At 70.4% G+C, this 25,122-nt stretch carries 26 protein-coding genes; 6 read left to right on the forward strand and 20 right to left on the reverse strand.

What is annotated here, in order from left to right; translation table 11 throughout:
* The 20 genes from VGW35_02915 to rpmH all read right to left on the reverse strand — a co-directional run.
* Positions 1–200 (reverse strand): hypothetical protein (locus VGW35_02915; GenBank protein ID HEV8306594.1); only part of this gene is annotated, 200 nt, incomplete at its 3' end.
* 64 nt (positions 201–264) lie between these two features.
* Positions 265–906: a hypothetical protein gene (locus VGW35_02920; protein HEV8306595.1), complete on the reverse strand. Its 642-nt coding sequence runs from the start codon at positions 904–906 to the stop codon at positions 265–267.
* Positions 907–909: 3 nt separating this feature from the next.
* Positions 910–1,827, reverse strand: coding sequence for a fumarylacetoacetate hydrolase family protein (locus tag VGW35_02925; protein HEV8306596.1), 918 nt, complete (start codon positions 1,825–1,827; stop codon positions 910–912).
* Positions 1,828–1,965: 138 nt separating this feature from the next.
* Positions 1,966–2,247, reverse strand: coding sequence for a DUF507 family protein (locus tag VGW35_02930; protein HEV8306597.1), 282 nt, complete (start codon positions 2,245–2,247; stop codon positions 1,966–1,968).
* Positions 2,244–2,522: a DUF507 family protein gene (locus tag VGW35_02935; GenBank protein HEV8306598.1), complete on the reverse strand. Its 279-nt coding sequence runs from the start codon at positions 2,520–2,522 to the stop codon at positions 2,244–2,246. Before VGW35_02935 ends, VGW35_02930 begins: the two co-directional genes overlap by 4 nt.
* 1 nt (position 2,523) lies before the next feature.
* Positions 2,524–3,018 carry a hypothetical protein gene (locus VGW35_02940; protein HEV8306599.1) on the reverse strand — a complete coding sequence of 165 codons (495 nt, stop codon included), beginning with the start codon at positions 3,016–3,018 and terminating at the stop codon, positions 2,524–2,526.
* A gap of 116 nt (positions 3,019–3,134) precedes the next feature.
* Entirely contained in the window at positions 3,135–3,551 is a 417-nt protein-coding gene (locus VGW35_02945; protein HEV8306600.1) for a F0F1 ATP synthase subunit epsilon, read from the reverse strand.
* 18 nt (positions 3,552–3,569) lie between these two features.
* The gene (gene atpD, locus VGW35_02950) at positions 3,570–4,985 is read right to left on the reverse strand and encodes a F0F1 ATP synthase subunit beta (GenBank protein HEV8306601.1); all 1,416 of its coding nucleotides are present in this window, start codon (positions 4,983–4,985) and stop codon (positions 3,570–3,572) included.
* A gap of 96 nt (positions 4,986–5,081) precedes the next feature.
* Positions 5,082–5,972 (reverse strand): ATP synthase F1 subunit gamma, encoded by an 891-nt coding sequence (gene atpG / locus VGW35_02955; GenBank protein ID HEV8306602.1) that lies wholly within the window; start codon positions 5,970–5,972, stop codon positions 5,082–5,084.
* An 88-nt stretch (positions 5,973–6,060) separates the two neighbouring features.
* A complete protein-coding gene (atpA, locus tag VGW35_02960; GenBank protein HEV8306603.1) occupies positions 6,061–7,587 on the reverse strand; it encodes a F0F1 ATP synthase subunit alpha in 1,527 nt (508 codons plus the stop codon).
* The gene (gene atpH / locus VGW35_02965) at positions 7,584–8,144 is read right to left on the reverse strand and encodes an ATP synthase F1 subunit delta (protein HEV8306604.1); all 561 of its coding nucleotides are present in this window, start codon (positions 8,142–8,144) and stop codon (positions 7,584–7,586) included. The genes atpA and atpH overlap by 4 nt, the downstream gene beginning before the upstream one ends.
* A 40-nt stretch (positions 8,145–8,184) precedes the next feature.
* Positions 8,185–8,793, reverse strand: a complete 609-nt coding sequence (atpF, locus tag VGW35_02970) for a F0F1 ATP synthase subunit B (GenBank protein HEV8306605.1) — start codon at positions 8,791–8,793, stop codon at positions 8,185–8,187.
* An 84-nt stretch (positions 8,794–8,877) separates the two neighbouring features.
* Positions 8,878–9,975, reverse strand: coding sequence for a tRNA 2-thiouridine(34) synthase MnmA (gene mnmA, locus VGW35_02975; GenBank protein ID HEV8306606.1), 1,098 nt, complete (start codon positions 9,973–9,975; stop codon positions 8,878–8,880).
* A gap of 30 nt (positions 9,976–10,005) precedes the next feature.
* Positions 10,006–10,878, reverse strand: coding sequence for a ParB/RepB/Spo0J family partition protein (locus VGW35_02980; GenBank protein HEV8306607.1), 873 nt, complete (start codon positions 10,876–10,878; stop codon positions 10,006–10,008).
* Positions 10,823–11,635: a ParA family protein gene (locus VGW35_02985; protein HEV8306608.1), complete on the reverse strand. Its 813-nt coding sequence runs from the start codon at positions 11,633–11,635 to the stop codon at positions 10,823–10,825. Before VGW35_02985 ends, VGW35_02980 begins: the two co-directional genes overlap by 56 nt.
* Positions 11,636–12,298, reverse strand: coding sequence for an RsmG family class I SAM-dependent methyltransferase (locus VGW35_02990; GenBank protein ID HEV8306609.1), 663 nt, complete (start codon positions 12,296–12,298; stop codon positions 11,636–11,638).
* A gap of 61 nt (positions 12,299–12,359) precedes the next feature.
* The gene (gene yidC / locus VGW35_02995) at positions 12,360–14,123 is read right to left on the reverse strand and encodes a membrane protein insertase YidC (GenBank protein HEV8306610.1); all 1,764 of its coding nucleotides are present in this window, start codon (positions 14,121–14,123) and stop codon (positions 12,360–12,362) included.
* Positions 14,124–14,147: 24 nt separating this feature from the next.
* Positions 14,148–14,378, reverse strand: a complete 231-nt coding sequence (gene yidD / locus VGW35_03000) for a membrane protein insertion efficiency factor YidD (GenBank protein HEV8306611.1) — start codon at positions 14,376–14,378, stop codon at positions 14,148–14,150.
* Positions 14,375–14,758, reverse strand: coding sequence for a ribonuclease P protein component (rnpA, locus tag VGW35_03005; GenBank protein HEV8306612.1), 384 nt, complete (start codon positions 14,756–14,758; stop codon positions 14,375–14,377). The genes yidD and rnpA overlap by 4 nt, the downstream gene beginning before the upstream one ends.
* 1 nt (position 14,759) lies before the next feature.
* Positions 14,760–14,897, reverse strand: a complete 138-nt coding sequence (gene rpmH, locus VGW35_03010) for a 50S ribosomal protein L34 (protein HEV8306613.1) — start codon at positions 14,895–14,897, stop codon at positions 14,760–14,762.
* 373 nt (positions 14,898–15,270) lie between these two features.
* Here rpmH and dnaA point away from each other — a divergent pair, with 373 nt between their 5' ends.
* The 6 genes from dnaA (at position 15,271) to serS (ending at position 25,119) form a co-directional block, all read left to right on the forward strand.
* Entirely contained in the window at positions 15,271–16,584 is a 1,314-nt protein-coding gene (gene dnaA, locus VGW35_03015; protein ID HEV8306614.1) for a chromosomal replication initiator protein DnaA, read from the forward strand.
* Between the two features lie 204 nt (positions 16,585–16,788).
* The gene (gene dnaN, locus VGW35_03020; GenBank protein ID HEV8306615.1) at positions 16,789–17,880 is read left to right on the forward strand and encodes a DNA polymerase III subunit beta; all 1,092 of its coding nucleotides are present in this window, start codon (positions 16,789–16,791) and stop codon (positions 17,878–17,880) included.
* A gap of 17 nt (positions 17,881–17,897) precedes the next feature.
* Complete coding sequence (recF, locus tag VGW35_03025) at positions 17,898–18,992, forward strand: DNA replication and repair protein RecF (protein HEV8306616.1); 1,095 nt, start codon at positions 17,898–17,900, stop codon at positions 18,990–18,992.
* The gene (gene gyrB, locus VGW35_03030; GenBank protein ID HEV8306617.1) at positions 18,989–21,397 is read left to right on the forward strand and encodes a DNA topoisomerase (ATP-hydrolyzing) subunit B; all 2,409 of its coding nucleotides are present in this window, start codon (positions 18,989–18,991) and stop codon (positions 21,395–21,397) included. The genes recF and gyrB overlap by 4 nt, the downstream gene beginning before the upstream one ends.
* Positions 21,398–21,404: 7 nt before the next feature.
* Complete coding sequence (gene gyrA / locus VGW35_03035; protein HEV8306618.1) at positions 21,405–23,834, forward strand: DNA gyrase subunit A; 2,430 nt, start codon at positions 21,405–21,407, stop codon at positions 23,832–23,834.
* Complete coding sequence (gene serS / locus VGW35_03040) at positions 23,827–25,119, forward strand: serine--tRNA ligase (GenBank protein HEV8306619.1); 1,293 nt, start codon at positions 23,827–23,829, stop codon at positions 25,117–25,119. Before gyrA ends, serS begins: the two co-directional genes overlap by 8 nt.
* Positions 25,120–25,122: the final 3 nt, after the last annotated feature.

Raw genomic sequence — 25,122 nt, forward strand, 5'->3', positions numbered from 1 at the left:
ACGGCGCCGCGGCTGCCCGGGCCGATCTGGGGGCCGCCGCCCAGACCTCGCTCGGTCGCCTCTCGGCCGCACTCCGCGTCGTCCCGCTGGAACTCGACCGCGGTGGCCCCGGGCTTCACCCAGACCGGGTCGGGCGAGGAGACACACGCGGTCCCGAGCAGCGCGGTGGCCAGCGCCAGGACGGCGGCGGGCCGTCTCACGAGGCTCTCCGCGGCCACATTACGCGTGGATCCCACCGGGCGCATCGCCGCTCACCGGCTCCGCTCAGCCCCGGGCCAGGTCGCTGCCAAAGAGCCCGGGCCGTCCGGCGACGTGCTCGAGCGCCTCGCGCCACGCCTCGGCCTCCTCGGCGGTCGGGGGCTCGGCGCTTCGGTAATCCTGCTTCGCGATGAACCGCGCCAGCGCGCCGCGGAGGCGCGCCAGCTGGGGGGCGATCGCCCGATCGAGCGCGGTGACCCGCGCCGGGTCCCTCACGAGGCTCCGCAGCCCGCGGAGGTGGGGCCGGCACGGGAGCCCCGGCCCCCGCGCCGCCCCCGCCAGGGCCGCGGGCTCCAGCAGCGTCCGGAGATACTCCTCGGCGCGATGCCGGAGGGTCGCGCAAGCGGGGCACGCGACCCGCCCGGGAGCGCCGGGGCCCAGCAGGCCCTCGGCGATCAGCGCGACCGAGAGGATCCCGTCGGTCGCTCCCGGCAGGAGTCCCGTGTGCCAGCCACAGAATCCGCCCGCCTTGCGGAGCGCCGCGCGCCCCTCGGGATCCATCGTCTGCTCCCGGAGAAAGGCCGCGAGGTCCCGGCGCGCGTCGGCCTCGAGGCACCGGCAGACCGGGCAGCCGGACTCGGTGAACGCGGCGACCAGACGCTGGGCGGCGCTGGACCGGGGGCGGCCCGCGGCGGGCGCGTTCGCCATCCCTCAGGCGGGAAGCCGGTGGACGCGGTTCCGCAGGGTGCCGATCGGCTCGATGGTGATGCTGACGACGTCTCCCGGCTCGAGGGCGTGGGGGTCCGGCACCAGGATGCCGGTCCCCGTGGAGAGGACCGCGCCGGGCGGGATCGGGTTGTAACGCGTGAGCCAGTCGACCAGCTCCTCACAGCGGCGCTTGAGGTCGCGGGTGCTCGCCTGCCCCTCGTAGAGCCGGCGGCTGCCGCGCTCGATTGTGCACTGGATCTGGAGGGCGTGAGGGTCGGGCACGGTGGTGGGGGTCGCCATCACGGGCCCGAACGCGAAGCTCCCCTGGAAGATCTTCGACTGCGGGAGGAAGAGCGGGTTCTCGCGCTCGATGTCCCAGGCCGAGAGGTCGTTCCCGACGGTGTAGCCGACGATCTCACCGTCGCTGCCGAGCACCACCGCGAGCTCCGCTTCCACGGCCGTCAGCTTCGAGTCCCCTCGCAGCCCGATCGGAGCGTGCGGACCGGCGCACCGGGACGCCGTCGCCTTGAAGAAGAGCTCCGGGCGCTCGGATTCGTAGACGTAGTCGTAGATGCCCTTGACGCGCCCGGTATGGCCCGTCTCGTGCTCGGCGTAGTACTCGGCGCTCCGACGATAGGTGATTCCCGCGCCCCAGACCTCCGGGGGATCGAGCGGGGCGAGGAGGCCCGGCCGACGGCCGGCCGGGGCGCGATCGAGCGCGCGCCACGGGTGGCGGGGCCGCCGCCCTCGCGCGAGGCGGCGCGCGAGCCGCTCGATGCCCCTCGCCGAGCGACCGCGCCGTATCAGGTCCAGGACGGACGCGACCCCCTCGCGGGGCGCCGTGATGTCGACCACCGTATCTCCCTCGACGACGCCGACCCGGCGGCCCCCACGCGCACCCTGGAACTGACAGAGCTTCACCGGCTTCTCTCCCCGATCGTCGTCAGCCGGGGCTGCGCCGCCTCGGCGTCGAGGTCCCGTCCCGAGCCACTCCGAGGCGCGGGTGTGCGGCAGCCCCAGCCGATCCAGCACCCGCGCGATCGTGTGGGAAGCCGCGCGCTACGGCAGCCGGAAGCGGCGCCGGTAAACCTCCTCGCGGGTCTTCTGGTACAGGATGTCCCACTCCGCGCTCCCCTCGGGTGCGGGCCGCGCGTAGCTGCCCAGGATCTTGCGCACCTCGGCGTCGATCGTCTCCTCCACCCGCGTCTCGTCCGACAGGGTACGGATGATCTCGGTCCGGAGCTCGTCGGCTGCCTTGAGCGCGGTGACCCCGTCGGTCGCCAGGAGCTCATCGGTGAGACGCACCGCCAGATGGAAGACCCGCTCCCGGCTGAACTTCACAGGACGAACCCCCGGTCACGGGCCAGCTTCTCCTTGGTCTTGCTGAAGAGCTGCCGGTAGTCGAGGCCCTTCTCCCGGATGTCGCGGGCGTAGCTCTGGAGGAGCTCCCGGGCCGCGGTGTCGATCTGATCCTCGGCCTGCAGGTTCTCGACGATCAGCTTCTGGAAGGCGCCGCGGACGCGGCTCTCGTCTTTGATCTCGACGAAGCGCCGGGCGATGAGCCGCTTGAGGATCGCGTCGCTGAGGCGGGCGGCGATCTCCTCGCGGCGCCGCATGTCAGGCGTCGGGCGGCAACAGGAAGCCGAAAGGCTCCGGCCCGCCGTCGTTCCACTCGACGGCCTCGGCGCGGTCCTCGGTGGCCCCCTCGATCCGCCACGACTCCGGGATCCGGAACGGCACCCGCCGCGACGTGAAGGCCTCGCCGTCGTGGTAGTAGAGCCAGCCCGTACGACGCCACCCGAGGCCGCGGATGTCGTAGCGGACGTGCCGCGCTTCGAGGTCGATGACCGCGCGGCCGTGACTCGCGGGCGCGTCCGTGTAGCGGCGGTCCGGCCCGACCCGCCGGGCGGCGCCCAGGAGGCCGTCGTAGGTGGCGCAGGAGAACGGGTGGCCGCAGAAGAACCGCTGCGCGGCGACCAGGAGGTCGGGGATCGTCTCGGGTTCGGCTTCGAGGGCGGCCATGAGCGCGGGCGCGCGCCACGGGCGCGCCAGACCGCTCACCCGCCGCACCTTGTCCCGCAGACAGATGCGCGCAACGCCGAACACTCCCATACGGGGCTGAAAACGCTCGGGTTCGAGCCTACAACCCGGGGTACGGAGTGTCAAGCCACCGTCGCCGTCCGGCCATGGTCTCCGCGCGCCGAACGTCGCCCGGCACCGCGCGCGGCTCAGGCGCCGGATCGGCGCTGGGCGACCTGGAGCCGTATCTGCGCCCGCTCCAGCGCCGCGAGCTCGCCCGGATAGTCGACGTCGTCGCCGCCGCGTCCGGCAAGGCGGCTCTCGGCGCGCTCGCGCGCCGCGCGGGCGCGCGCGACGTCGATCTCCTCGGGGCGCTCGGCCGACTCGGCCAGGATCGTGACCCGGTCGGGGCCGACTTCGGCAAAGCCCCCGCTCACGGCGAGGTAGTGCTCCGCGCGGCCGGTCCGGTACATCACCTCGCCGGTCCCCACCAGCGCGAGGAGCGGCGCGTGTCCCGGCAGGACGCCGAAGTACCCGTCGGCCCCCGGCACCACGACCTCCTCCGCCTCTTCCGAGACGACGAGACGGGTCGGGGTCGCCAGCTCGAGGCGAAGCCGGTCGGCCACGGCGCGGCGCCCCCCGGGCTACTCCCGGAGCCGCTTGGCCTTCTCGATGGCCTCGACGATCGTCCCGACCATGTAGAAGGCCTGCTCCGGCAGTTCGTCGTGCGTGCCTTCGACGATCTCCTTGAAGCCCCGGATGGTGTCGGCCAGGCTCACGTACGTTCCCGGCTGACCGGTGAATGCCTCGGCCACGAAGAACGGCTGGGACAGGAAACGCTGGATCTTCCGCGCGCGCGCCACGATCAGCTTGTCGTCCTCGCTGAGCTCCTCCATCCCGAGGATGGCGATGATGTCCTGCAGGTCCTTGTAACGCTGGAGCGTGAGCTGAACGCCGCGGGCGGTCTGGTAGTGCTCGTCGCCGATGACCCGGGGATCGAGGATCCGCGAGGTCGAGGCGAGCGGATCCACCGCCGGGTAGATCCCCAGCTCGGCGATCTGGCGTGAGAGCACGGTGGTCGCGTCGAGGTGGGCGAACGCCGTGGCCGGCGCCGGGTCGGTGATGTCGTCGGCCGGGACGTAGATGGCCTGGACCGAGGTGATGGAGCCGCGCTTGGTCGAGGTGATCCGCTCCTGCAAGGCGCCCATCTCGGTGCCGAGGGTGGGCTGGTAGCCGACGGCCGACGGCATGCGCCCGAGCAGCGCCGAGACCTCCGAGCCCGCCTGGGTGAAGCGGAAGATGTTGTCGATGAAGAGGAGGACGTCCTGTCCCTCCTCGTCGCGGAAGTACTCGGCGACGGTGAGGGCGGTGAGACCCACCCGGAGTCGCGACCCCGGCGGCTCGGTCATCTGGCCGTAGATGAGGGCCGTCTTCTCCATGACGCCCGACTCCTTCATCTCGAGCCAGAGGTCGTTCCCCTCGCGTGTCCGCTCCCCCACCCCGGCGAACACGGAGATGCCTCCGTGGTGCATGGCGATGTTGTGGATCAGCTCCTGGATGATGACCGTCTTGCCGACGCCGGCCCCGCCGAAGAGGCCGGTCTTGCCGCCCTTGGTGTAGGGCTCGAGCAGGTCCACCACCTTGATCCCGGTCTCGAGCATCTGGGCCGAGGTCGCCTGCTCTTCGAAGGCCGGCGCCGGGCGATGGATGGGGTAGGTCTTCTCGGCCTTCACCGGGCCCATCTTGTCCACCGGCTCGCCCACGATGTTGATGATCCGCCCGAGCGTCCCCTTCCCGACCGGTACCGAAATGGGCTTGCCGGTGTCGACGACCTTCTGGCCGCGCACCAGGCCGTCGGTGGAGGCCATCGCGATCGACCGGACCGTGGACTCGCCCAGGTGCTGGGCGACCTCGAGGACGAGCTTCTGGCTGTAGGAGAAGATGTCCTTCATCTCGATCCCGGGCACCTCGAGGGCGTTGTAGATCGACGGAAGCGTTCCCGGCTCGAACTCGACGTCCACGACCGGCCCGATGACCTGGACGATGTGCCCTTCACTCATCCCCCGCTCCTCTCACTCCCCGCCCGGACCCGCTCGCAGCACTCCTCGATGCACCACGCGCTCGGTGGTCGGCGCCGAGGCTACTCCGACACACTCCTAGGCCTCGGCGCTCTTGCGGAGCGCTTCGGCCCCGCCCACGATGTCGAGCAGTTCCTTGGTGATGCGCTCCTGGCGCGCTTTGTTGTACTGGATCGTCAGCAGCCCGATCATCTCCTGCGCGTTCTTGGTGGCGGCCTCCATCGCCGTCATGCGGGCGCCGTGCTCCCCGGCGGCCGACTCCAGGAGGGCCCGATAGAGCTGCACCTCGACGTGCCGCGGCAGAAGGGCGTGCAGGATGGTGGGCGCGTCGGGCTCGTAGAGGTAATCGACCCCGGCCCCGGGACCGGGTTCGCCGGGGGCGGGCTCGGCCTGGCCGGGTGGCTCGATCGGCAGGAGGCGCTCGACCGTGACCCGCTGCACCGCGACGGAGCGGAACACGTTGAACACGAGCCAGACCTCGTCTACCTCCTCCGCCAGGAAGGCCTCGATCAGCTCGTCGGCCAGCGTCCGGGCTTGCTCGAAGCTCACCCGGTCGAGGAACCCGACCCGGTCCGCCCGGATCGTCCAGGGCCGCCGCCGGTAGAAATCCCGGGCCTTCCGGCCCACCGCCACGAGCCCGGCGCCGTCGGCGCTCCCGCGGAGCAGCTCGACCGACCGCCGAAGGACATTCGAGTTGAACGCACCGCAGAGCCCCTTGTCGGCGGTGATCACGACGAAGAGCTTTCGCTCCCCCTCACGCCGGACGAGCAGCGGGTGCTTGTCCTCGCCCAGCGCCCGCGCCAGCGTGCCGACCAGCTCGGCCATCTTGAACGCGTAGGGGCGCGCCTCGAGGATCCGCTCCTGGGCGCGGCGGAGCTTGGCGGCGGCGACGAGCTTCATCGCCCGCGTGATCTTCTGCGTCGACTGGACGGAGCGGATGCGCCGCCGGATGTCCTGGAGGGTCGCCATGGCGGGCGGGCCGCTCCTAGGCGGCTGCCGGAGTCACTCGGGCCCTACGCCCGACCGCGCGGTTCATCGAGGAAGCCCTCCCCGGGACCTAGGCGGCCTTGATGCCGCGGGCGGCGGTGAACTCGGCCTTCGCCCCGCGGATCACCTCGTCCAGCTGCTGGCGGATGGCGTCCGACAGCTCCCGCTTTTCGCGAATCTCCGCGAGGACTTGCCCGGCCCGGCCCTCGGCGTATTGATAGAGGGCCTGCTCGAAGGCCTGGATGGCCTCCGCCGGCAACTCGTCGAGGTGTCCCTGCGTCCCCGCATAGATGATGAGGATCTGCTTCTCCACGGTGAGCGGCGTGTACTGGGTCTGCTTGAGCAGCTCCACCATCCGCTGGCCGCGGGCGAGCTGGGCCTGGGTCGCCTTGTCGAGCTCGGAGCCGAACTGGGCGAAGGCCGCGAGCTCGCGGTACTGCGCGAGGTCGAGCCGGAGCTTGCCGGCCACCTGCCGCATGGCCTTCACCTGGGCCGAGCCGCCGACCCGGGAGACCGAGAGTCCCACGTTGACGGCCGGCCGGATGCCCGCGTAGAAAAGGTCCGTCTCCAGATAGATCTGGCCATCCGTGATCGAGATGACGTTGGTCGGGATGTAGGCCGACACGTCCCCGAGCTGGGTCTCGATGATCGGGAGCGCCGTGAGCGATCCACCGCCGAGCTCGTCGTTCAGCTTGGCCGCCCGCTCGAGGAGGCGCGAGTGGAGGTAGAAGACGTCCCCCGGATAGGCTTCGCGCCCCGGCGGTCGCCGCAGCAGGAGCGAGAGCTGGCGGTACGCCTGGGCGTGCTTCGAGAGGTCGTCATAGATGCACAGGGCGTGGCGCTTGCTGTCCCGGAAGTACTCCCCCATCGTCACGCCCGCGTACGGCGCGACGTACTGGAGCGGCGCCGGCTCGGACGCCGTCGCCGCGATCACGGTGGTATAGGCCAGGGCGCCGGCGTCCTCCAGCACCTTCACGACCTGGGCGACCGTCGAGCGCTTCTGCCCGATGGCGACGTAGAAGCAGAAGACGTCCTGGCCCTTCTGGTTGAGGATCGTGTCCACCGCGATGGCCGTCTTCCCCGTCTGGCGGTCGCCGATGATCAACTCCCGCTGGCCGCGGCCGATCGGGATCATCGCGTCGATGGCCTTGAGGCCGGTCTGGAGCGGCTCCTTCACGGGCCGGCGGTCCACCACCCCGGGGGCGTACCGCTCGATGGGGCGGAATTCCTTGGTCTGGATGGGTCCCTTCCCGTCGAGCGGCTGCCCGAGGGCGCTCACCACCCGCCCCACCAGCGGCTCGCCGACGGGGACCTGGGCGATGCGGCCGGTCCGCTTGACGACGTCCCCCTCACGGATCGCTCGGTCCTCGCCGAGGAGCACCGCCCCGACGTTGTCCTCCTCGAGGTTCAGGACCATGCCGACGACCTCGCCCGGGAACTGGAGGAGCTCACCGGCCATGGCCTGCTCGAGGCCGTACACCCGCGCGATGCCGTCGCCGACCTCGATGACGCGGCCCATTTCGGTGAGGTCCTGCTCCCCTTCGAAACCCTGGATCTGCCGTCGGATGATCTCGCTGATCTCGCCGGCCTTGATCATGCTCGTCCCCCCGAATCCCTCGTGAGCTGCTCGCCGAGCGCCCGGAGCTGCCCCGCCACGCTCGCGTCCAGGAGCCGGGTCCCGACCTCGGCCACGAACCCGCCGAGGATCGTCGGGTCGACCTCTGTTTCCAGCAGCACCGTCTTGCCGAGCCGCCGGCCGAGGCGCTCGCGGATCGCGGCCCGCTGGGCCTCGGACAGCGGCGCCGCGCTCCGGACATGCGCTCGGACCCGGCCGCCCGCCTCGTCCACCAGCGCCCGATAGGCCTCGAGGATGGCGGGCAGCAGCGCCAGCCGACGGCGCTGCGCCACCAGCGCGAGGAAGTTCCGCGTGAGGAGGGACAGCTGAAGCCGCTCGGCGACGCTCGCGACGATGGCCCGCTTGGCCGCGGCCTTGACCCACGGCATGAGGAGCGCGTCGCGGAGCACCGCCTCGTCCGCCAGAACCCGCTCGAACGCCTGGAGCTCCTTGGCCACCGGCTCGAGGCGGGACTCCTCTGCGGCCAGCATGCCGAGCGCCTTCGCGTAGCGTCGCGCGACCCCGGCTTCCCGTTTCATCGTCGCGCGCGGTTCCCTCGCCGGCTCGGCTGGTCCCGGCTCACCGGGCGTCCATCCGCGCCAGCGCCTCCCGCACGAGCCGCTCCTGGTCCTCGTCCCGCAGGCTCTTCTGGATCAGCCGCTCGGCAATCTGGATCGCCAGCGCGCCGACCTCGGCCCGCAGCTCGCTCTTGGCCCGCCGCACGTCCTGATCGATCTCCGCCCGGGCGGCCTCCAGGAGCCGCGTCGCCTCCTGCCGGGCGTCCGCCGTCAGGCGCTCCCGGGTCTCAGCCGCCTCGCGCAGGGCCCGCTCGCGCAGCGCCTGCGCCTCGCCGTGCGCGGCCTGGAGGCGGCCTTCGAACTCGGCCTGCTGGCGCTGCGCCTGCTCGCGCGCGGCCTGGGCCTCGGCGAGCTGCTGCTTGATCGCGGCCGACCGCGCCTCCAGCGCGCCCACCAGCGGCCGGTAGGCGAAGCGGTAGAGCAGGACGAGCAGGAGCAAGAAGTTGAGGACCTGGACGAAGAGGGAGCGATTGAGCTCGATGAGTCCCCCGCCGCCGCCCTCGCTGGCCGTCGCGAGGGGCGGCCCTCCGAGCGTCACGAGGACGCTCAGGCTCAGGCCAACGGCCGCGATCCAGACAGGGTGACCCGAGAGGGACCGGCTCCGTGTCATGTACCAACCTCGTGGGGCGGGCGTCCGTTGTGAAAAAAGGGGCAAGCTCGCTCTTTAGCAAATACCACGCGGGTCCGAGTGCTGTCAAGCGGCGCGGGCGATGACGCCGCCGCCGACCACCACGTCTCCGCGATAGAAGACCACGGACTGCCCCGGCGTGACCGCGCACTGCGGGACCTCGAAGTGCACCTCGACCTCGGCCACCCCCACCGGCACGACACGGGCGGGCGCCAGCGGGGCGTTGTGCCGGATGCGCGCCTCGACCGCCAACGGCGCGTCGAGCGCCTCGACCGCGATCAGGTTCACCTCGGTCGCGACGAGCCGGCGGACCTCGAGCGCGTCGCGCGGGCCGACCACCACGGCGTTCCGCGCGACGTCGAGCCGGATGACGTACCGCGCAGCCTCGCCGGCGGCCGACGGACCGAGTCCCTTTCGCTGGCCGATCGTGTACGCCCCGAGCCCGGCGTGAACGCCGACCTCTCGGCCCGTGGCGTCGACGATGGGTCCCGGGCGAAACGCCTCAGGCGCCCGGGCTCGTAAGAACTCGCGGTAGTCGCCGCTGACGAAGCAGAGCTCCTGGCTCTCCGGGGTGTCGGCCGTGGCCAGCCCGCGCGCGCGGGCCTGCGCGCGCACCTCCTGCTTGGTCAGCCCGCCGATCGGGAAGCGCGCGCGCTCGAGCTGCGCCTGCGTGAGGGGCCAGAGAAAGTAGCTCTGGTCCTTCGCCGGGTCCGCGGCGCGCTGGAGCAGGCGTCGGCCAGTCGCCGGGTCCCGGACGAGGCGCGCGTAATGGCCGGTCGCGACGGCGTCGGCCTCCCAGGCGAGCGCGCGCCGTAGGAGCGTGCCGAACTTGACCTCGCGGTTACAGACGACGCAGGGGCTCGGCGTCCGGCCCACGCGGTACTCCCGCGTGAAGTCCGCGATCACCGTGTCGGCGAACTCGCGCTCGTGGTTCACCAGGTAATAGGGGATGCCGAGCTGGCGGGCCACCGCTCGCGCGCCCATGGCGGTGCCGGGCGCGCAACAGGAGCCGAAGCGCGCGGTCTCCTCGGCCGCGTCCGCCCAGGGGGCGGTCCGCAGCGTGATGCCGATCACCTCGTCCCCCCCCTCGACGAGAAGCGCGGCGGCGACCGAGCTGTCGACGCCGCCGCTCATCCCGACCACTATCCTGGCTGTAGTTGGCATAAGATCACTATATATAGAAGCAGATGGTATTTATTGGGCCGGGCCGCGGGGTAGTGCGGGCGCCCCGCCTCCGGTCAGTAGCGCGTGGAGCTGTTCCAGTTCGGAGCCGGAGCTGTAGGGGAGCTCGATCCGCCCGCGCGCGAGGCTGCCGACCAGTCGAACGCGGACTCCGAGCGCCAAGCGGAGCTCCTCCTCGAGCGCCTCGACGTCGGCGGCGCGGCGACGCCCGCGGGATCGCGGGCGCTGGCGCTGCCGCACCCCCGCCTCGGTCGCGCGCACCGACCAGTCCTGGGCGAGAATCCGTTCGCGAAGCCGCAGCTGGGCTTCCGCCGTGGGCAACCCCAGCAAGGCCCGCGCGTGGCCCATCGTCAGCCGTCCGGCACGGAGATCCTCCTGGATCACCTCCGGCAGCCGCCGGAGGCGCAGCGCGTTGGCGATCGAGGAGCGATCCTTGCCGATCCGGCGGGCCACGTCGTCCTGGGTCCAGCCGAATTCGGCCATGAGGCGCTGGTAGGCCTCGGCCTCTTCCAGAGGGTTCAGATCCTCGCGGAGGAGGTTCTCCACGAGAGCCAGCTCGAGCGCCTCGGCATCGCTCGCCTCGCGGATGAGGGCGGGCACCCGTCGAAGGCCGGCCTGCCGGGCCGCCCGCCAGCGCCGCTCGCCGACCAGGATCTCGTACTGCTCACCGTGCCGGCGGACGATGATGGGCTGCAGGATGCCCGAGGAGCGGATCGAGGCGGCGAGCTCCTCCAGGCTCTCCGGGCTGAAGCGCCGCCGGGGCTGGTAGGGGTTCGGGGCCAGGCTCTCGGTGGGGAGCTCGAGGAGCGCCGCGCCCCGCTCGTCGGCCTCAGTCGCTGGCGGCAGCAGCGCCCCGAGGCCGCGACCCAGTACGCGCTTCGTCATGGGCGAGCACCTCCTTCGCCAGCTCGAGATACGCCACCGAGCCGGCCGACCGCAAATCGTACTGCACGATCGGGCGGCCATGACTCGGTGCCTCCGTCAGCCGGACATTGCGCGGGACGAGCGTCCGGAACAGATGCTGGCGGAAATACCGCTCCACCTCGGCCCGCACCTGGATCGCGAGGCTGGTCCGCCCGTCGAACATGGTAAACACGATGCCCTCGATCGCCAGGTCGGGATTCGCGCGCTCGCGGACGAGGTCCAGCGTCTTCATGAGCTGCGCGAGTCCCTCCAGAGCATAATACTCACACTGCAGGGGGATCACGGCCCCGTCGGCCGCCACCAGGGAATTGAGGGTCAAGAGCCCGAGCGAGGGCGGGCAGTCGATCACCAGGAAGGCGAATTGCCCGCGCATCGGGCGCAGGGCCTCGCGGAGGCGCCGCTCCCGGGCGGCCGCCTCGACCAGGGCCAGCTCCGCCGCCACCAGATCGGGGCTGCCGGGGAGCAGCGTGAGAAACGGGAGGGCGGTGGGGGCGCACGCCTTCTCGGCCGGGAGGCCTTCGACGAGCACCTCGTAGATGGTCGGCCCGCTCAGTGATGCCCGGTCCGGCCAGACGCCGGCCGTGGCGTTGGTCTGGGGATCCATGTCGACGAGGAGAGTCGGCCGCTCGGCGGCGGCGAGCGCGCCGGCGAGGTTAACGGCGGTGGTCGTCTTGCCGACGCCGCCCTTTTGGTTCACGACGGTCAAGATGCGCGCCACTCACCCCCTCGTTTCACGTGGAACGCCACTCGTCATCTCGGCTGACCGGATTATAAGAAAGGCCCGGCGTAATCGCAATCCCAACTCATCCCGGACGAGTGTCACCTCCCGAACGCGCCCGATTCGGCGCGGCCTCCGCGAACCGAGCTGCGTGATCAGGCTCCCGGTCGGCGTCAGAAACGGGCGGGCCAATGCCACGGCGGCTTCGGGTCCGGCGACGGCCCGCATGGTGACGGCATTGAACTTCCGCTCGAGGTCGGGCTGTTCCCTCAGGGTCTCGGCCCGCTCTTCGTACACGTCGGCACCCCCGAGCTCGAGAAATCGGAGGACGTGACGTAGGAAGTTCGCGCGCCGGCGGTTTGCCTCCACCAGGGCGACCGGCCAGTCGGGCCGGGCGAGCTTCAGGACCAGCCCCGGGGCGCCAGCGCCGGTCCCGATGTCGAGGAGGGGGGGCGCGAGGTCGGGCTCGAGCTTCAGGAGGAGGAGTGACTCCAGCACGAGGTGGATCACGCGGTCGGCCTCGGCCCGATACCCGGTGATCCGGCTCACCCGGCTCCAGCGCGCCAGCTCTCCCACAAAGACCTGCGCGCGCGCGTCGAAGTCCGGATGCACCGCCACGCCGAGGCTCTCGGTCCCCCTCCGGAGCGCTTCCCACGCGTCCATTGGGCCCTAACACCTTGAATTATAAGGATATACGGCGCGCGTTGGCCCGGGTGGCGAGGCCTCAGGCCTTCCGTCGCTCCTTGTCGCCCTTCGGCTCCGTGGCGGCGAGCGCCTTGGCCCTCGCGGCGCGGTCGATCAGGTACTGCTGAGCGATGGACAGCACGTTGTTGACCAGCCAGTAGAGGACGAGCCCGGTGGGGAACTCCAGGAACATGAAGGTGAAGATCACCGGCATGATCAGCATGACTTTCGCCTGGCGCGGATCGCCCACGGACGGCGTCATCTTCTGCTGGACGAGCATCGAGCCGCCCATCAGGATGGGCAGGACGTAGTACGGATCCTTCTTGGAGAGATCCGTGATCCAGAGGACGAACGCAGCGCCCTGAAGCTCCACCGAGTACTGGAGGGTGAGGTAGAGCGCGTAGAAGATGGGGATCTGCACGACCATCGGCAAGCAGCCCCCCATCGGGTTCACCTTGTGCTTGCGGAACAGCTCCATCTGCTCCCGCTGGAAGCGTTGCGGGTCGGATTTGTACTTCGCGCGCAGGGCGTTGAGCTGCGGCTGGAGCGCCTGCATCTGCTTCATCGAGCTCATGCTCTTCTGCGTGAGCGGATAGAAGGCGATCTTCACGAGCACCGTGAGCAGGATGATCGCCACGCCGTAGTTCTCGCCCGGCACGCGCGTGGCGAAGAAGTTCATGAGCCAGAGCAGCGGCACGCAGAACCACTCCATCGGGAGGGTCCATAGGAAGTCCCCGTAATTCCGCGCCTGCGCCTGCTCGAGCCCCACGCCCATCGCCTTCAGGCGGTCCCATTCCTTGGGCCCCACGTAGAGCTCCGCCTTGGCGTCCCACCGCTCACCCGGCCCCAGGCGCCGTTCCGGGAAGACCACGCCCACCTCGGCGAGATCGCGCTCGCGGCCGCGCAGCACGCGCGCGCCGCCCGAGGCGACGAGGGCCGCGATGTAGTAGTCGTTTTCGAGGGCCACCCACCGCCGCTCCGGCGGCAGGACGGCGACGGGGACCAGGTGGGGGTCCTTCAGCTCCGTGCCGCCCCCGGCCTCACGCGGGTCCTTGAGCGCCGACGCGGGAGCCTCGAAGTGCTCGGGCCGGCCGTTCTGCGCGATGAGGATCCGCCCGAGCAGTTGCCGGCGATCGGGGCCCTCGCCGAACGTGAGCCAGGCGTCCTCTCGCTTCGGGCCCGGCACACCCACGGGCCCCGTCCAGAACAGCCCGACCGTCACCGGGCCGGGCGGGCCCCCGCCACCCACCAGGCGCAGCTCGGCCTCGACCCGATACGAGTCGGCACGAAACCGCAGAATCCGCTCGACCCGCAGGCCATCGGCCGCGGTCCCGGTGAAGCTGAGAGTTCCCGTCGGCTGGTCGCGGCCCAGCTCGAGCCGCTCCGTCTCAGGCGCCAGCGGGACGACTTCCGCCGGCTGGCCGGGCCGTTGAATCGAGACGGCCAGCGGGGCGAGCGGCTCCCCGACAATCAGCGGCTTGGGTCCGCGGTAATTCAGGGTCCAGCTGGTGGCGCCCGTCGGGCCGAACGTCGCCCGGTAGAGCGGCGTCAGGACTTCAGCCGTCCGCCCTCCCGGCGGCCCTCCCGCAGGGCGCGGGATGGCTGCGGGACCCTCGCTCGGCGCGGTCGGGGACGGCGCGGAGGTGGCCGGCGCCGGCGGGGCTCCGGGCGCGGGCGGCGGGCTTCCGGACCCGGGGCTGCCGCTCGGGGGTGGGGGAGTCGATGATGGCGGGGCGAAGAAGGCTTGCCACGCCAGCAGGAGGGCGACGGACAGAACGATAGCGACGAGCGCGCGCTTTTCCATCACGGGCGGACTGGCCGCCGCCGCTCAGCGCGGCGGATCAATGCCGCCGGGGAAGATCGGCTGACACCTGAGCAGGCGGCCCAACGCCGCCGCGCCCCCACGGACGAGCCCGTGGCGGGCGATGGCGAGGCGGGCGTACTCGGAGCACGTCGGCCAGTACCGACAGGCGGAGGGAAGTCCCGGCGACACCCAGCGCTGATACGCCTGGAGCGCGGCGTCGGCCCAGAGAGCGGGCCCCGTGCTTCCGTGCGTCACGACGCCAGACGCCGGGCGGCCTGCTGGAGGGCCTCGGCCATCTCCTGGGTCAGGTCCGCAAACGGGACCTCACCCGCCCGGGGCCGAGCCACGAAGCAGAGCCGCAGCCCGGCAGCGGGGACCAGGGCCTTCTGGCGTCGATACGCCTCGCGGAGGCGCCGCCTGATGCGGTTCCGCGCGACGCTGCCCCCGACCCGTCGGCTCGTGGCGAAGGCCGCCGCCCGCGGGCCCGCGGCCGCCAGCCAGATCAGGACGAAGCTCGGCCCGTCGAGGCGCGCCCCTCGGCGGAACAGACGGTGGAACTCGCCCCGGTCGCGCAGCCGTTCGCTCCGGGCCAACGTCGCGCCGGGTGGGGGAGAGGCGGCGATGCGGCGGCTCACCCTAGTCGACGATCAGTCGGCGGCGGCCCTTGGCGCGCCGCCGCTTGAGGACTCTTCGGCCCCCCTTGGTGGACATACGCTTGCGAAAGCCGTGAGTCTTCTTGCGCCGACGCCGGTTTGGCTGATAAGTGCGCTTCACACGGGCCTCCGGAGCACGGGAATGAGCAAAGTCCAACCATCGTACCGGCCGCGCCTCCCGCAAGTCAAGGGGCGCCCGCGTGTGTGCGCACCCTCAGGCGCGCCTTCGGGGTTGCTCCGCGCGCGACGAGCGTGCTATCGTTGGCCGCTCGGAATCGGGTCGGCGGATGCCGCGCGCGGCCGCGCGCCCCGGCGACCTCGGCGGCGGCTCCGCATCGGTCGTTCGCCGGAAGATGCGCTCTGGCTGTGCGGCAAAGGGCAGCAGATGGCAGACGCCGAAATATCCCCCAGCCGACCCCCGGTTATCCACACCTGTGGATAACTGTGTGAGTAACTCACGGGCGCGTAACCCCCGAGAAGTATAGGAGCCTGGTATGCACGACGCCCTCTGGGAGCGCTTCCTCGCGGCCCTGGAAGGCAGACTCCCTCCCCAGGCACTCGACACCTGGGTCCGCCCGGGGCGCCTGCTGACTCATCGCGACAACCGCTTCGACATCGGCGTCCCCTCGAAGTTCATCCGCAATTACGTCGTCGAGCACTATCTGCCGGAGCTTCAGGCCGCAGCCACGGCCTGCCTCGGGCCCCGCGCCCAGGTGACGGTGAGCGTCGACCGGGCGACCCCCCCGGTGCCGGCGACCCCGCCGGTCGTCGTTCCCGCCCCGCCGCCCGCCGAACTGGACAGCCGGTACACCTTCGACTCCTTCGTGGTCGGCTCCTCCAACCAGTTCGCCCAGGCTGCCTGCCTGGCCGTCGCCGAGCTTCCCTCACGGGCCTACAACCCGCTGTTCATCTACGGCGGCGTCGGGCTGGGGAAGACCCACCTCCTCCATGCCATCGGCCACCACGTCAGCCTCACCTATCCCCAGCTTCGGGTCGCCTACCTCTCGACGGAGAAATTCACCAACGAGCTCATCGGCGCCATCCGTTACGACAAGACACCGGACTTCCGCCACCGCTACCGCACCATCGACGTCCTGCTCATCGATGACATCCAGTTCATCTCCGGCAAGGAGCGCACGCAGGAGGAGCTGTTCCACACCTTCAACGACCTCCACGAGTCGGGTCGCCAGATCGTCTTCTCCAGCGACCGCTCTCCCAAGGAGATCCCCGATATCGAGGAGCGCCTCCGCTCGCGCTTCGAGTGGAACCTGGTGGCTGACATCCAGCCCCCCGACTTCGAGACCCGTGTAGCCATCCTCAAGAAGAAAGCCGAGCTCGACCGCGTCCCGCTGGCCGACGATCTCGCCTTCTTCATCGCCAACAAGGTGAAGTCGAACATCCGCGAGCTCGAGGGCTCGCTCGTTCGCATCCGCGCCTTCTGCAACCTGACCGGCCGCGAGCTCAACCTGGACCTCGCCCAGGAGGTGCTCGCCAACATCTGGGGTACCGAAGAACACCTCATCACGATCGACGAGATCCAGCGCCGTGTTGGCGAGGTCTTCAGCGTGAAGCCCCAGGACCTGCGCTCCAAGACCCGCACCAAAGCCGTGGCGTTTCCCCGCCAGGTCGCCATGTACCTCGCGCGCCAGCTCACCAGCGACTCATTCGCGGACATCGGGCGCGGCTTCGGCGGCAAGGACCACACCACCGTGCTCCACGCCGTGCACAAGATCGAGACCCTCCTCCAGGAAGACCCCAAGTTCCGCAAGACCATCGACCACATCATCAACACCATCCGGCTCGAGTGAGCGAGCCCGTGCGCTGCCGGCGCCCGTTTTCCAACCGCGCGGGTTATCCCCGTCGCGTCCACCACCGTCACCCCGACGGATCCCCGTCCGGCCTGCCGCCGGTTCCCCGCGTCTGGCGCGCCCGCGGCGCCTCTATCCACCTCGTCCACCGCCCCTACGACGACGACTACTATCTGTCTTCTTCTTGGAAGGAAGGCAAGTCCTATGGAAATTCAAGTCGCCCGTGAGCCGTTCCTGCGCGCGCTGCAACTCGTCCAGAACATCGTCGAGCCGAGACAAACGCTGCCCATCCTGGCCAACGTCTTGATCGAGACGAGCGACGGCGGCGTCCGGGTGTCGGCCACGGACCTCGAAGTCGGCGTCCGCGTGGCGGTGCCAGCCACGGTCGTGCGTCCCGGCGGGATCACCCTGGCCGCCCGGAAGCTGCTGGAGCTGGTCCGCGAGCTCCCCGCCCAACCCATCACGCTCACGCTCCAGGACAACGGATGGGTCCAGCTCCTCTGCGGGCCGGCGGCCTTCCGGCTGGTGGGGCTCCCGGCGGAGGAGTACCCGCCGCTCGAGAGCGGAGAGGCCGAGGGCTGGGTGTCGGTCGACGGGGGCCGGCTCCGCGCGATGCTCGCGCGGACCAGCTATGCGATGTCACAGGACGAGAGTCGGCCGTTCCTCAACGGGCTCTACCTCGTGGTGAAGAAGCACGAGCTCCGGCTGGTCGCCACCGATGGGCATCGGCTGGCGCTGGCGCGGGCGGAAGTCGCCGCCGACACCGAGATGGGTGGGATCGTTCCGCGCAAGGCAGTCCAGGAGGTCGGTCGCGTGCTGGCCGGCAACGACGAGGCGACGCTCGCCGTGCGCGAAAACCAGTTCTACCTCCGGACGCCGGGGTTCGGCCTGGCCTGCAAGCTCATCGAGGGCACCTTCCCGAACTACGAGCAGGTGCTGCCGAAGAGCCACCCCCGTCACCTCACCGTCGAGCGGGAGCCTCTCATCGCGGCCCTGCGCCGGGTCTCGGTGGTCGCCGACGACCGGACCCGTCCGATTCGCCTGACGGCGAGTCCCGCGGCGTTGCGTCTCAGCGCCTCGAGCCAGGAGTTGGGTGAGGCCGAGGAGGTGCTGCCGGCCGACTTCGCGGGGGAGGAGCTGACGATCGGCTTCAACGCGCGGTATCTCCTGGACGCTCTCGGGCCCATGGACGCCGAGCGAGTCGTCGTCGATCTCAAGGACGCACTGAGCCCCGGCGTGTTCAAAAGCGCCTCCGATGATGCGCACCTCTGTGTTATAATGCCGATGCGCATTTGAGAGGAGGCCCGTCGGGGGTGCATGTCCGATGGCTGGAGCTGTCTGCCTTTCGCAACTACGCCTCCCTCAGCTTCGCGCCTGATCCCGGCTTGAATGCCCTGATCGGCCGGAACGGTCAGGGCAAGACGTCCCTCCTCGAAGCCCTCCACGTCCTGCTCGCGGGCCGCTCGTTTCGAACGCTGCACCTGACCGAGTGCGTGCGCTGGGAGGCCCCGGAAGCCGGCGTCGCCGGCGATGTGGTGGACGGCGAGCGCCATCGCCAGGTCCGGGTGACGGTGTCGGCCCAAGACGGCCTCGAAGCGACCGGCGGACTCTGCCCATGGGCGAGGGCCGTCACCTTCAGCGCCACGGACCTCGCGCTGGTCGCGGGGGCTCCGCCCGGGCGCCGCGCATACCTCGATGGCGCGGCGGCCAAGCTGGCTCCGAGTCATGCCGAGGCCTGTCGCCGGTACCGGCTCGTGCTCCACCAGCGGGGACGCCTACTCGGCGAGCTCCGCGGCCGGACCGACGCCGGGCGCCTGCTCGCGCCGTGGGACGAGCAACTCGCCGCCCTCGGCAGCGAGATCGTGCATCGACGCCTGGAGACGCTCACGCGCTTGCGGGACGACGTGCGGGAGATCTGGCGGATGCTCGCCGCGGACGACACGCCGCTCGAGCTGGACTATGCCGCCGTGGTCCCGCCCGCCGCCGACCCGGCGGCCACCCGGGAGGGGCTTCTGGCGGCGCTGGCGTCGAGCCGACAGCGGGAGCTCGGCCGGGGCGCCACGCTGGTGGGCCCGCACCGCGACGACCTCGTCGTGCGCCTGGGGCGCGTGGAAGCGCGGACCTATGCCTCGCGCGGCGAGCAGCGGCTGATCGTCCTGACCCTCCGCCTCGCCGAGGCGGCGGCAGTCCGGCGCCGCCTCGGCTCGGCGCCGGTGCTCCTGCTCGATGACCTCCTGTCGGAGCTCGACGGCGCGGCGCGCGAGCGGGTGCTCGGCTGGCTCCTGGGGCAGGGGCAGGTGGTGTTCTCGGCGCCGGACGCGGCGGCCGGCCTGGCCGGTGCCGTGTGGGACGTACACGAAGGGGAGGTGGACGCTCTGGACGCGATCGTGGCCGGGGGGGCGGCATGACCGAGCCGAAGCCGCGGAAGGGCGGCGCCGCGGGGCCCAGCTACACCGCGAACGACATCAAGGTCCTCGAGGGCCTCGAGGCCGTGCGGAAGCGCCCGGCCATGTACGTCGGGGACACCGCGAGCTACGGCCTGCACCACCTCGTGTTCGAGGCCGTCGACAACTCGGTCGACGAGGCGCTGGCCGGGTACTGCCAGAACATCCGCGTGGTGCTGCACGCCGACGGTAGCTGCACCGTCGCCGATGACGGCCGCGGGATTCCCGTCGACATCCACGAGGGGACCGGGAAATCGGCGGCCGAGGTGGTGCTGACGACGCTCCACGCCGGGGGCAAGTTCGAGAGCTCGGTCTACAAGGTCTCGGGTGGTCTCCACGGCGTGGGCATCTCCGTCGTCAACGCGCTCTCCGAGTGGCTCGAGGTCGAGATCCGGCGCGACGGCCAGGTCTACACCCAGCGCTACGACCGCGGAAAGCCCCAGGCCGATCTCGGGCCCGGCGAGAAGACCACCAAGCGGGGCACGACCATCCGCTTCAAGCCGGATCCCGAGATCTTCGAGGAGACGACCTTCTCCTTCGACATCCTCTCGAATCGGTTGCGCGAGCTCGCCTTCCTCAACAAGGGACTCAAGATCCAGATCGAGGACGAGCGTGACGAGAAGAAGCTGTCGTTCCTCTACAACGGCGGCATCCGGCAGTTCGTCGAATACATCAATCAGAACAAGACACCGGTGCACCCCAAGGTCCTCTACTTCGAGGGCGGCCGCGGCGACATCCAGGTGGAGGTCGCGCTGCAGTATAACGAGGGTTACCAGGAGAACGTCTTCTCGTTCGCCAACAACATCAACACGCGCGAGGGCGGCACGCACCTGACCGGCTTCCGGGCCGCGCTGACCCGGACCCTCAGCGCCTACGCCCAGGCCAACGGGTTCCTGAAGAACTTCAAGGGAGGCATCAGCGGGGACGACGTCCGCGAAGGGCTCACGGCGGTGATCTCCGTGCGACTCCCGGAGCCACAATTCGAGGGCCAGACCAAGGCCAAGCTCGGCAACAGCGAGCTCAAGGGCTTGGTCGAGTCCGTCGTCAACGACAAGCTCGCGGTGGCCTTCGAGGAAGACCCGACCACCGCCCGGCGGATCGCCGAGAAATGCGTCCGGGCCGCCCAGGCCCGGGAGGCGGCCCGAAAAGCCCGCGAGCTGACGCGCAAGAAAGGGTTCGACGATGACGGCCTTCCCGGCAAGCTGGCCGAGTGCTCCGAGCGCGAGCCGGCGGCCCGGGAGCTGTTCCTGGTGGAGGGCGACTCGGCTGGCGGCTCGGCCAAGCAGGGCCGCGACCGGCGGACCCAGGCGATCCTGCCGCTGCGGGGCAAGATCATCAACGCGGAGAAGGCGCGCTACGACAAGGTGCTCTCCCACCAGGAGATCCGGCTCCTCATCTCGGCGCTCGGCACCGGGATCGGACCGGAGGAGTTCGACATCGCCAAGCTCCGCTATCACAAGGTCATCCTGATGACGGACGCCGACGTCGACGGCGCCCACATCCGAACGCTCTTGCTGACGTTCTTCTTCCGGCACATGGTCTCGGTGATCGAGACCGGATACCTGTACATCGCCCAGCCGCCGCTCTTCAAGCTCAAGCGGGGCAAGGCGGAGAAATACCTCCTGAGCGAGCGCGAGCTCGAACACGAGCTGCTCCTTCTCGGGACCGAGAAGGCCCAGCTCCGCTACGCGAACGGCAAGGGCGGGGGGAAGACGGTCGGCGAGGAGCGGCTCCGCCGGTTCGTCGGCGAGCTCGTCGAGTACCGGCACTTGCGGGACCGGCTGGCCAAGCGCGGCGTGCCGGCCCAGTGGCTGGAGGCCTTCGTGCGCCACCGGCCGCTTCACCGCAAGCGCATCTCGCGGGACACCGTGCTGATCGAGCTGGGGCGCGCCCTGGGGCAGCCGCCGTTCACCATGCGGGGCGAGACCGAGGAGGGGAGCGTCCTGGCGGCGGTGACCGGGGGCGGCGGGGAGGAGCGCGTCCTGAACCTCCAGCTCTTCGAGTCAGTCGAGTGGGCCAAGCTGCTCGAAGTCTACGGCCAGATCGAGCCCTTCGACCGGCCGCCGTTCACCCTGATGCCGCCCGCCGGGGCCGAGATCCCGGTCGCCTCGCGGGACGCCCTGGTCGACCAAGTGCTGCACCTCGGGCGGGCGGGGGCCTCGGTCCAGCGCTACAAGGGCCTCGGCGAGATGAACCCCGAGCAGCTCTGGGAGACGACGATGAACCCGGAGACCCGCACGTTGCTCCGGGTGACCATGGACGACGCGGTGGCGGCCGACGACATCTTCACGAAGCTGATGGGCGATCAGGTCGAGCCGCGCCGGGACTACATCGCGATGCATGCCCTCGAAGCCCGCATCGACGTGTGAGGGGCTGATGCCCGAGCGCCAGCAGCCGATCTCGATCGTCGAGGAGATGAGCCGCTCCTACCTCGACTACGCGATGTCGGTCATCATCGGCCGCGCCCTGCCCGACATCCGCGATGGGCTCAAGCCCGTCCACCGCCGCATCCTCTACGCCATGCAGGAGATGGGGCTCGCCTGGAACCGGGCGTACAAGAAGTCGGCCCGCGTGGTCGGCGACGCCATGGGCAAGTTCCATCCCCACGGGGATGCGCCGGTCTACGAGGCCTTGGTCCGAATGGCCCAGGACTTCTCCCTGCGCTACCCGCTGGTCGACGGGCAGGGGAACTTCGGCTCGGTCGACGGCGATCCGCCGGCGGCCATGCGCTACACCGAGGCGCGGCTGGCCAAGATCGCCCACGAGATGCTGGCCGACATCGACCGCGACACCGTCGGTTTCGTCCCCAACTACGACGAGACCCAGGAGGAGCCGACGGTCTTGCCGTCGAAGATCCCCAATCTCCTCGTCAACGGCTCCTCGGGGATCGCGGTGGGGATGGCCACCAACATCCCTCCCCACAACCTCACCGAGGTGGTGGCCGGGCTCCTCCTGGCCCTCGACGACCCGGACGTGTCGCTGGACGAGCTGACGCAGGCGATCAAGGGCCCCGACTTCCCGACCCGGGGGTACATCTACGGCACCAGCGGGATCCGGGAGGCGTACGCCACCGGTCGCGGCATCATCACCATGCGGGCCCGGGCCCACACGGAGAAGCTGCGCGGGGGCCGCGAGGCGATCATCGTCACCGAGCTGCCCTATCAGGTGAACAAGGCCAGCCTCATCGAGAAGATTGCAGAGCTCTCTCGTGACCGAAAGCTCGACGGGATCTCCGAGATCCGCGACGAGTCCGACCGCCACGGCATCCGGATCGTGCTGGAGCTCAGCCGGGGGGAGATCGCGCAGATCATCCTCAACCAGCTCTACAAGCACACCGCGATGCAGTCCACCTTCGGAGTGATCATGCTGGCCCTGGTCGGCCGGCGGCCCCAGGTGGTCACCCTCAAGGAGATGCTGAACCACTTCATCGCCTTCCGGCGGGAGGTGGTGACCCGGCGGACCCGCTACGACCTGGCCCGGGCCGAAGAGCGGGCCCACATCCTGGAGGGGCTCCGCAAGGCGATCGAGAACCTCGACCTCACCATCCGCCTGATCCGCCAGGCCGCCGACGTCGACGCCGCCCGCCAGGCGCTGATGACCCGCCTCCAGCTCAGCGAGATCCAGGCCAAGGCGATCCTGGACATGCGGCTCCAGCGCCTGGCCCAGCTCGAGCGCGACAAGATCATCACCGAGCACACCGAGACACTCCAGCTCATCGAGCGCCTCAAGGCGATCCTCGCCTCCGACGCGCTGGTGCGCGAGATCATCAGGGAGGAGCTCAGCGCGCTCAAGCAGGAATACGGCGACGAGCGCCGGACCGAGATCACCGGGGAGTCGGTGGAGCTCACCCTGGAAGACCTCATTGCCGACGAGGAGATGGTCGTCACCGTCACCCGCTCCGGCTACATCAAGCGGACGGCCATCGAGGCCTATCGCAGCCAGCGCCGGGGCGGCAAGGGCGTCCAGGGGATGGAGACCAAGGAGGCGGACATCGTCGAGGACATGTACATCGCCTCGACCCACGCCTACCTCCTGTTCTTCACCAACGACGGCAAAGTCCACTGGCTCAAGGTCCACGAAATCCCCGAGGCCAAGCGCGACGCCCGGGGCAAGGCGATGGTCAACCTGCTCCACCTGGCCGAGGGCGAGCGGGTGGCGGCCACGCTCGCCGTGCGTGATTTCACCGCCGGCGGCGACGTCTTCTTCGCCACCCGCCAGGGCAAGGTGAAGAAGACCGATCTGGGCGCCTACTCGCGCCCCCAGCGCGGCGGCATCCGCGCCATCGCCCTCGAGGAGGGCGACGAGGTCATCGCCGTTCGGCTCACCGACGGGCAGCGGCAGGTCCTCCTGGAGACGAAGCGGGGGACCTGCATCCGCTTCGAGGAGGAGGAGGTCCGGCCGATGGGGCGGGTGGCGGCCGGCGTGAAGGGAATCGAGCTGGAGGAGGGGGACCAGGTCATCGCGGCCGAGGTGGTTCGCGATGACGCGTCGATCCTCACCGTGACCGAGCGGGGCTACGGGAAGCAGACCCCGATTGGGGAGTACCGCCTGACCGGGCGGGGCGGGAAGGGGATCATCGACATCAAGACCGGAGGCCGCAACGGCCTGGTCGTCGGCATGACCCAGGTGCGCCAGGGCGACGACATCCTGATCGTCACCACCAAGGGAAAGGTGATCCGCTTCCCGGCCGAGGACGTCTCCTCGCAGGGGCGGAACACCTGGGGAGTGCGCGTGATCGACCTCGACGCCGACGACCGGGTCGGCAGCCTGGCGCGCGTCGAGGCCGAGCGCGGAGCGAATGCTTGATCCCCGCTTCGTGCGCGAGCATCCCGCCGTGGTTGAGCAGGCGATCAGCAACCGTGGCGCCTCGGCGCCCCTCAAGGAACTCCTCGACACTGACGACGGGCGGCGACGACTGCTCCGCGAGGTCGAAGAGCTAAAGGCTCGGCGGAACCAGCTCACCCAGCAGGTCGCGGAAGCCAAGCGGCACAAGGCGGATGCCGCCGCCTTCATCGAAGGGTCCCGCGCTCTCGGGGAAAGAATCAGCGAGCTCGAGGGGCGGCTTCGGACGCTCGAAGAGGCCCTGGCGGAGATCGCGCTCAAGCTCCCCAATGTTCCCCATCCGAGCGTCCCGGTCGGCCACTCGGCGGAGGAGAACGTCGAGATCCGCCGGTGGGGCGAGCCGCGGATCTTCCCGTTCACGCCGCGACCACACTGGGAGGTGGGCGACGTCCTCGGCATCCTGGACTTCGAGCGTGCCGCCAAGATCGCCAAGGCGCGCTTCGCCGTGCTGTGGGGCCCAGGGGCCCGGCTCTCGCGGGCACTGAGCCAGCTCATGCTCGACCTCCACACCCGGGAGCGTGGCTATCGCGAGGTCTGGGTGCCCCACCTGGTGAACCGGGAGACCATGGTGGGCACCGCTCAGCTGCCGAAGTTCGAGGAGCAGCTCTTCAAGACCCAGGACGCGGACGAGGGCCGGCAGCTCTACCTGATCCCGACCGCGGAAGTCCCGCTGACGGCGCTGCACACTGGCGAGACGCTGCCCGCCGACACGCTGCCGCGGAAGTACACGGCGTTCACCCCCTGCTATCGGCGGGAAGCCGGCACCTACGGCCAGGACACGAAGGGCATGATTCGCCAGCACCAGTTCGACAAGGTCGAGCTGGTCAAGCTCACCACCCCCGCCAGCTCGTACGACGAGCTGGAGCGCATGGTGGAGGACGCCGAGGCGGTCCTCCAGCGGCTCGAGCTGCCCTACCGGGTGGTGCTGCTCTGCACCGGCGACATGGGGTTCGCCTCGGCCAAGACCTACGACCTCGAGGTGTGGCTTCCCGGGCAGGATCGCTACCGCGAGATCTCGTCCTGCTCGAACTGCGAAGCGTTCCAGGCTCGGCGGGCGGAGGTCCGCTACCGGCCGGCGGGCGGGGGGAAGGCCGAGTACCTCCACACGCTGAACGGCTCGGGCCTGGCCGTCGGCCGAACCCTGATCGCGGTACTCGAGAATTACCAGGAGGCCGATGGGACGGTCGTCGTCCCCGAGGCCCTGCGTCCCTACCTCGACGGGCAGGCGCGGCTGAGCCCCGCCCCCTAGGAG

Source organism: Candidatus Methylomirabilota bacterium (assembly GCA_036005065.1).
Taxonomy (GTDB): domain Bacteria; phylum Methylomirabilota; class Methylomirabilia; order Rokubacteriales; family DASRDR01; genus DASYQW01.

Excerpts from the sequence above, each read along its gene's own strand:
- atpF (HEV8306605.1), bottom strand. The coding sequence starts at position 8,793 with ATGACACGGAGCCGGTCCCTCTCGGGTCACCCTGTCTGGATCGCGGCC.
- VGW35_02940 (HEV8306599.1), bottom strand. The coding sequence starts at position 3,018 with ATGGGAGTGTTCGGCGTTGCGCGCATCTGTCTGCGGGACAAGGTGCGG.
- dnaA (HEV8306614.1), top strand. The coding sequence starts at position 15,271 with ATGCACGACGCCCTCTGGGAGCGCTTCCTCGCGGCCCTGGAAGGCAGA.
- yidC (HEV8306610.1), bottom strand. The coding sequence starts at position 14,123 with ATGGAAAAGCGCGCGCTCGTCGCTATCGTTCTGTCCGTCGCCCTCCTG.
- dnaN (HEV8306615.1), top strand. The coding sequence starts at position 16,789 with ATGGAAATTCAAGTCGCCCGTGAGCCGTTCCTGCGCGCGCTGCAACTC.
- VGW35_02990 (HEV8306609.1), bottom strand. The coding sequence starts at position 12,298 with ATGGACGCGTGGGAAGCGCTCCGGAGGGGGACCGAGAGCCTCGGCGTG.
- atpG (HEV8306602.1), bottom strand. The coding sequence starts at position 5,972 with ATGGCGACCCTCCAGGACATCCGGCGGCGCATCCGCTCCGTCCAGTCG.
- VGW35_02935 (HEV8306598.1), bottom strand. The coding sequence starts at position 2,522 with ATGCGGCGCCGCGAGGAGATCGCCGCCCGCCTCAGCGACGCGATCCTC.
- gyrA (HEV8306618.1), top strand. The coding sequence starts at position 21,405 with ATGCCCGAGCGCCAGCAGCCGATCTCGATCGTCGAGGAGATGAGCCGC.
- atpA (HEV8306603.1), bottom strand. The coding sequence starts at position 7,587 with ATGATCAAGGCCGGCGAGATCAGCGAGATCATCCGACGGCAGATCCAG.
- atpH (HEV8306604.1), bottom strand. The coding sequence starts at position 8,144 with ATGAAACGGGAAGCCGGGGTCGCGCGACGCTACGCGAAGGCGCTCGGC.
- mnmA (HEV8306606.1), bottom strand. The coding sequence starts at position 9,975 with ATGCCAACTACAGCCAGGATAGTGGTCGGGATGAGCGGCGGCGTCGAC.
- serS (HEV8306619.1), top strand. The coding sequence starts at position 23,827 with ATGCTTGATCCCCGCTTCGTGCGCGAGCATCCCGCCGTGGTTGAGCAG.
- gyrB (HEV8306617.1), top strand. The coding sequence starts at position 18,989 with ATGACCGAGCCGAAGCCGCGGAAGGGCGGCGCCGCGGGGCCCAGCTAC.
- atpD (HEV8306601.1), bottom strand. The coding sequence starts at position 4,985 with ATGAGTGAAGGGCACATCGTCCAGGTCATCGGGCCGGTCGTGGACGTC.
- VGW35_02980 (HEV8306607.1), bottom strand. The coding sequence starts at position 10,878 with ATGACGAAGCGCGTACTGGGTCGCGGCCTCGGGGCGCTGCTGCCGCCA.
- VGW35_02920 (HEV8306595.1), bottom strand. The coding sequence starts at position 906 with ATGGCGAACGCGCCCGCCGCGGGCCGCCCCCGGTCCAGCGCCGCCCAG.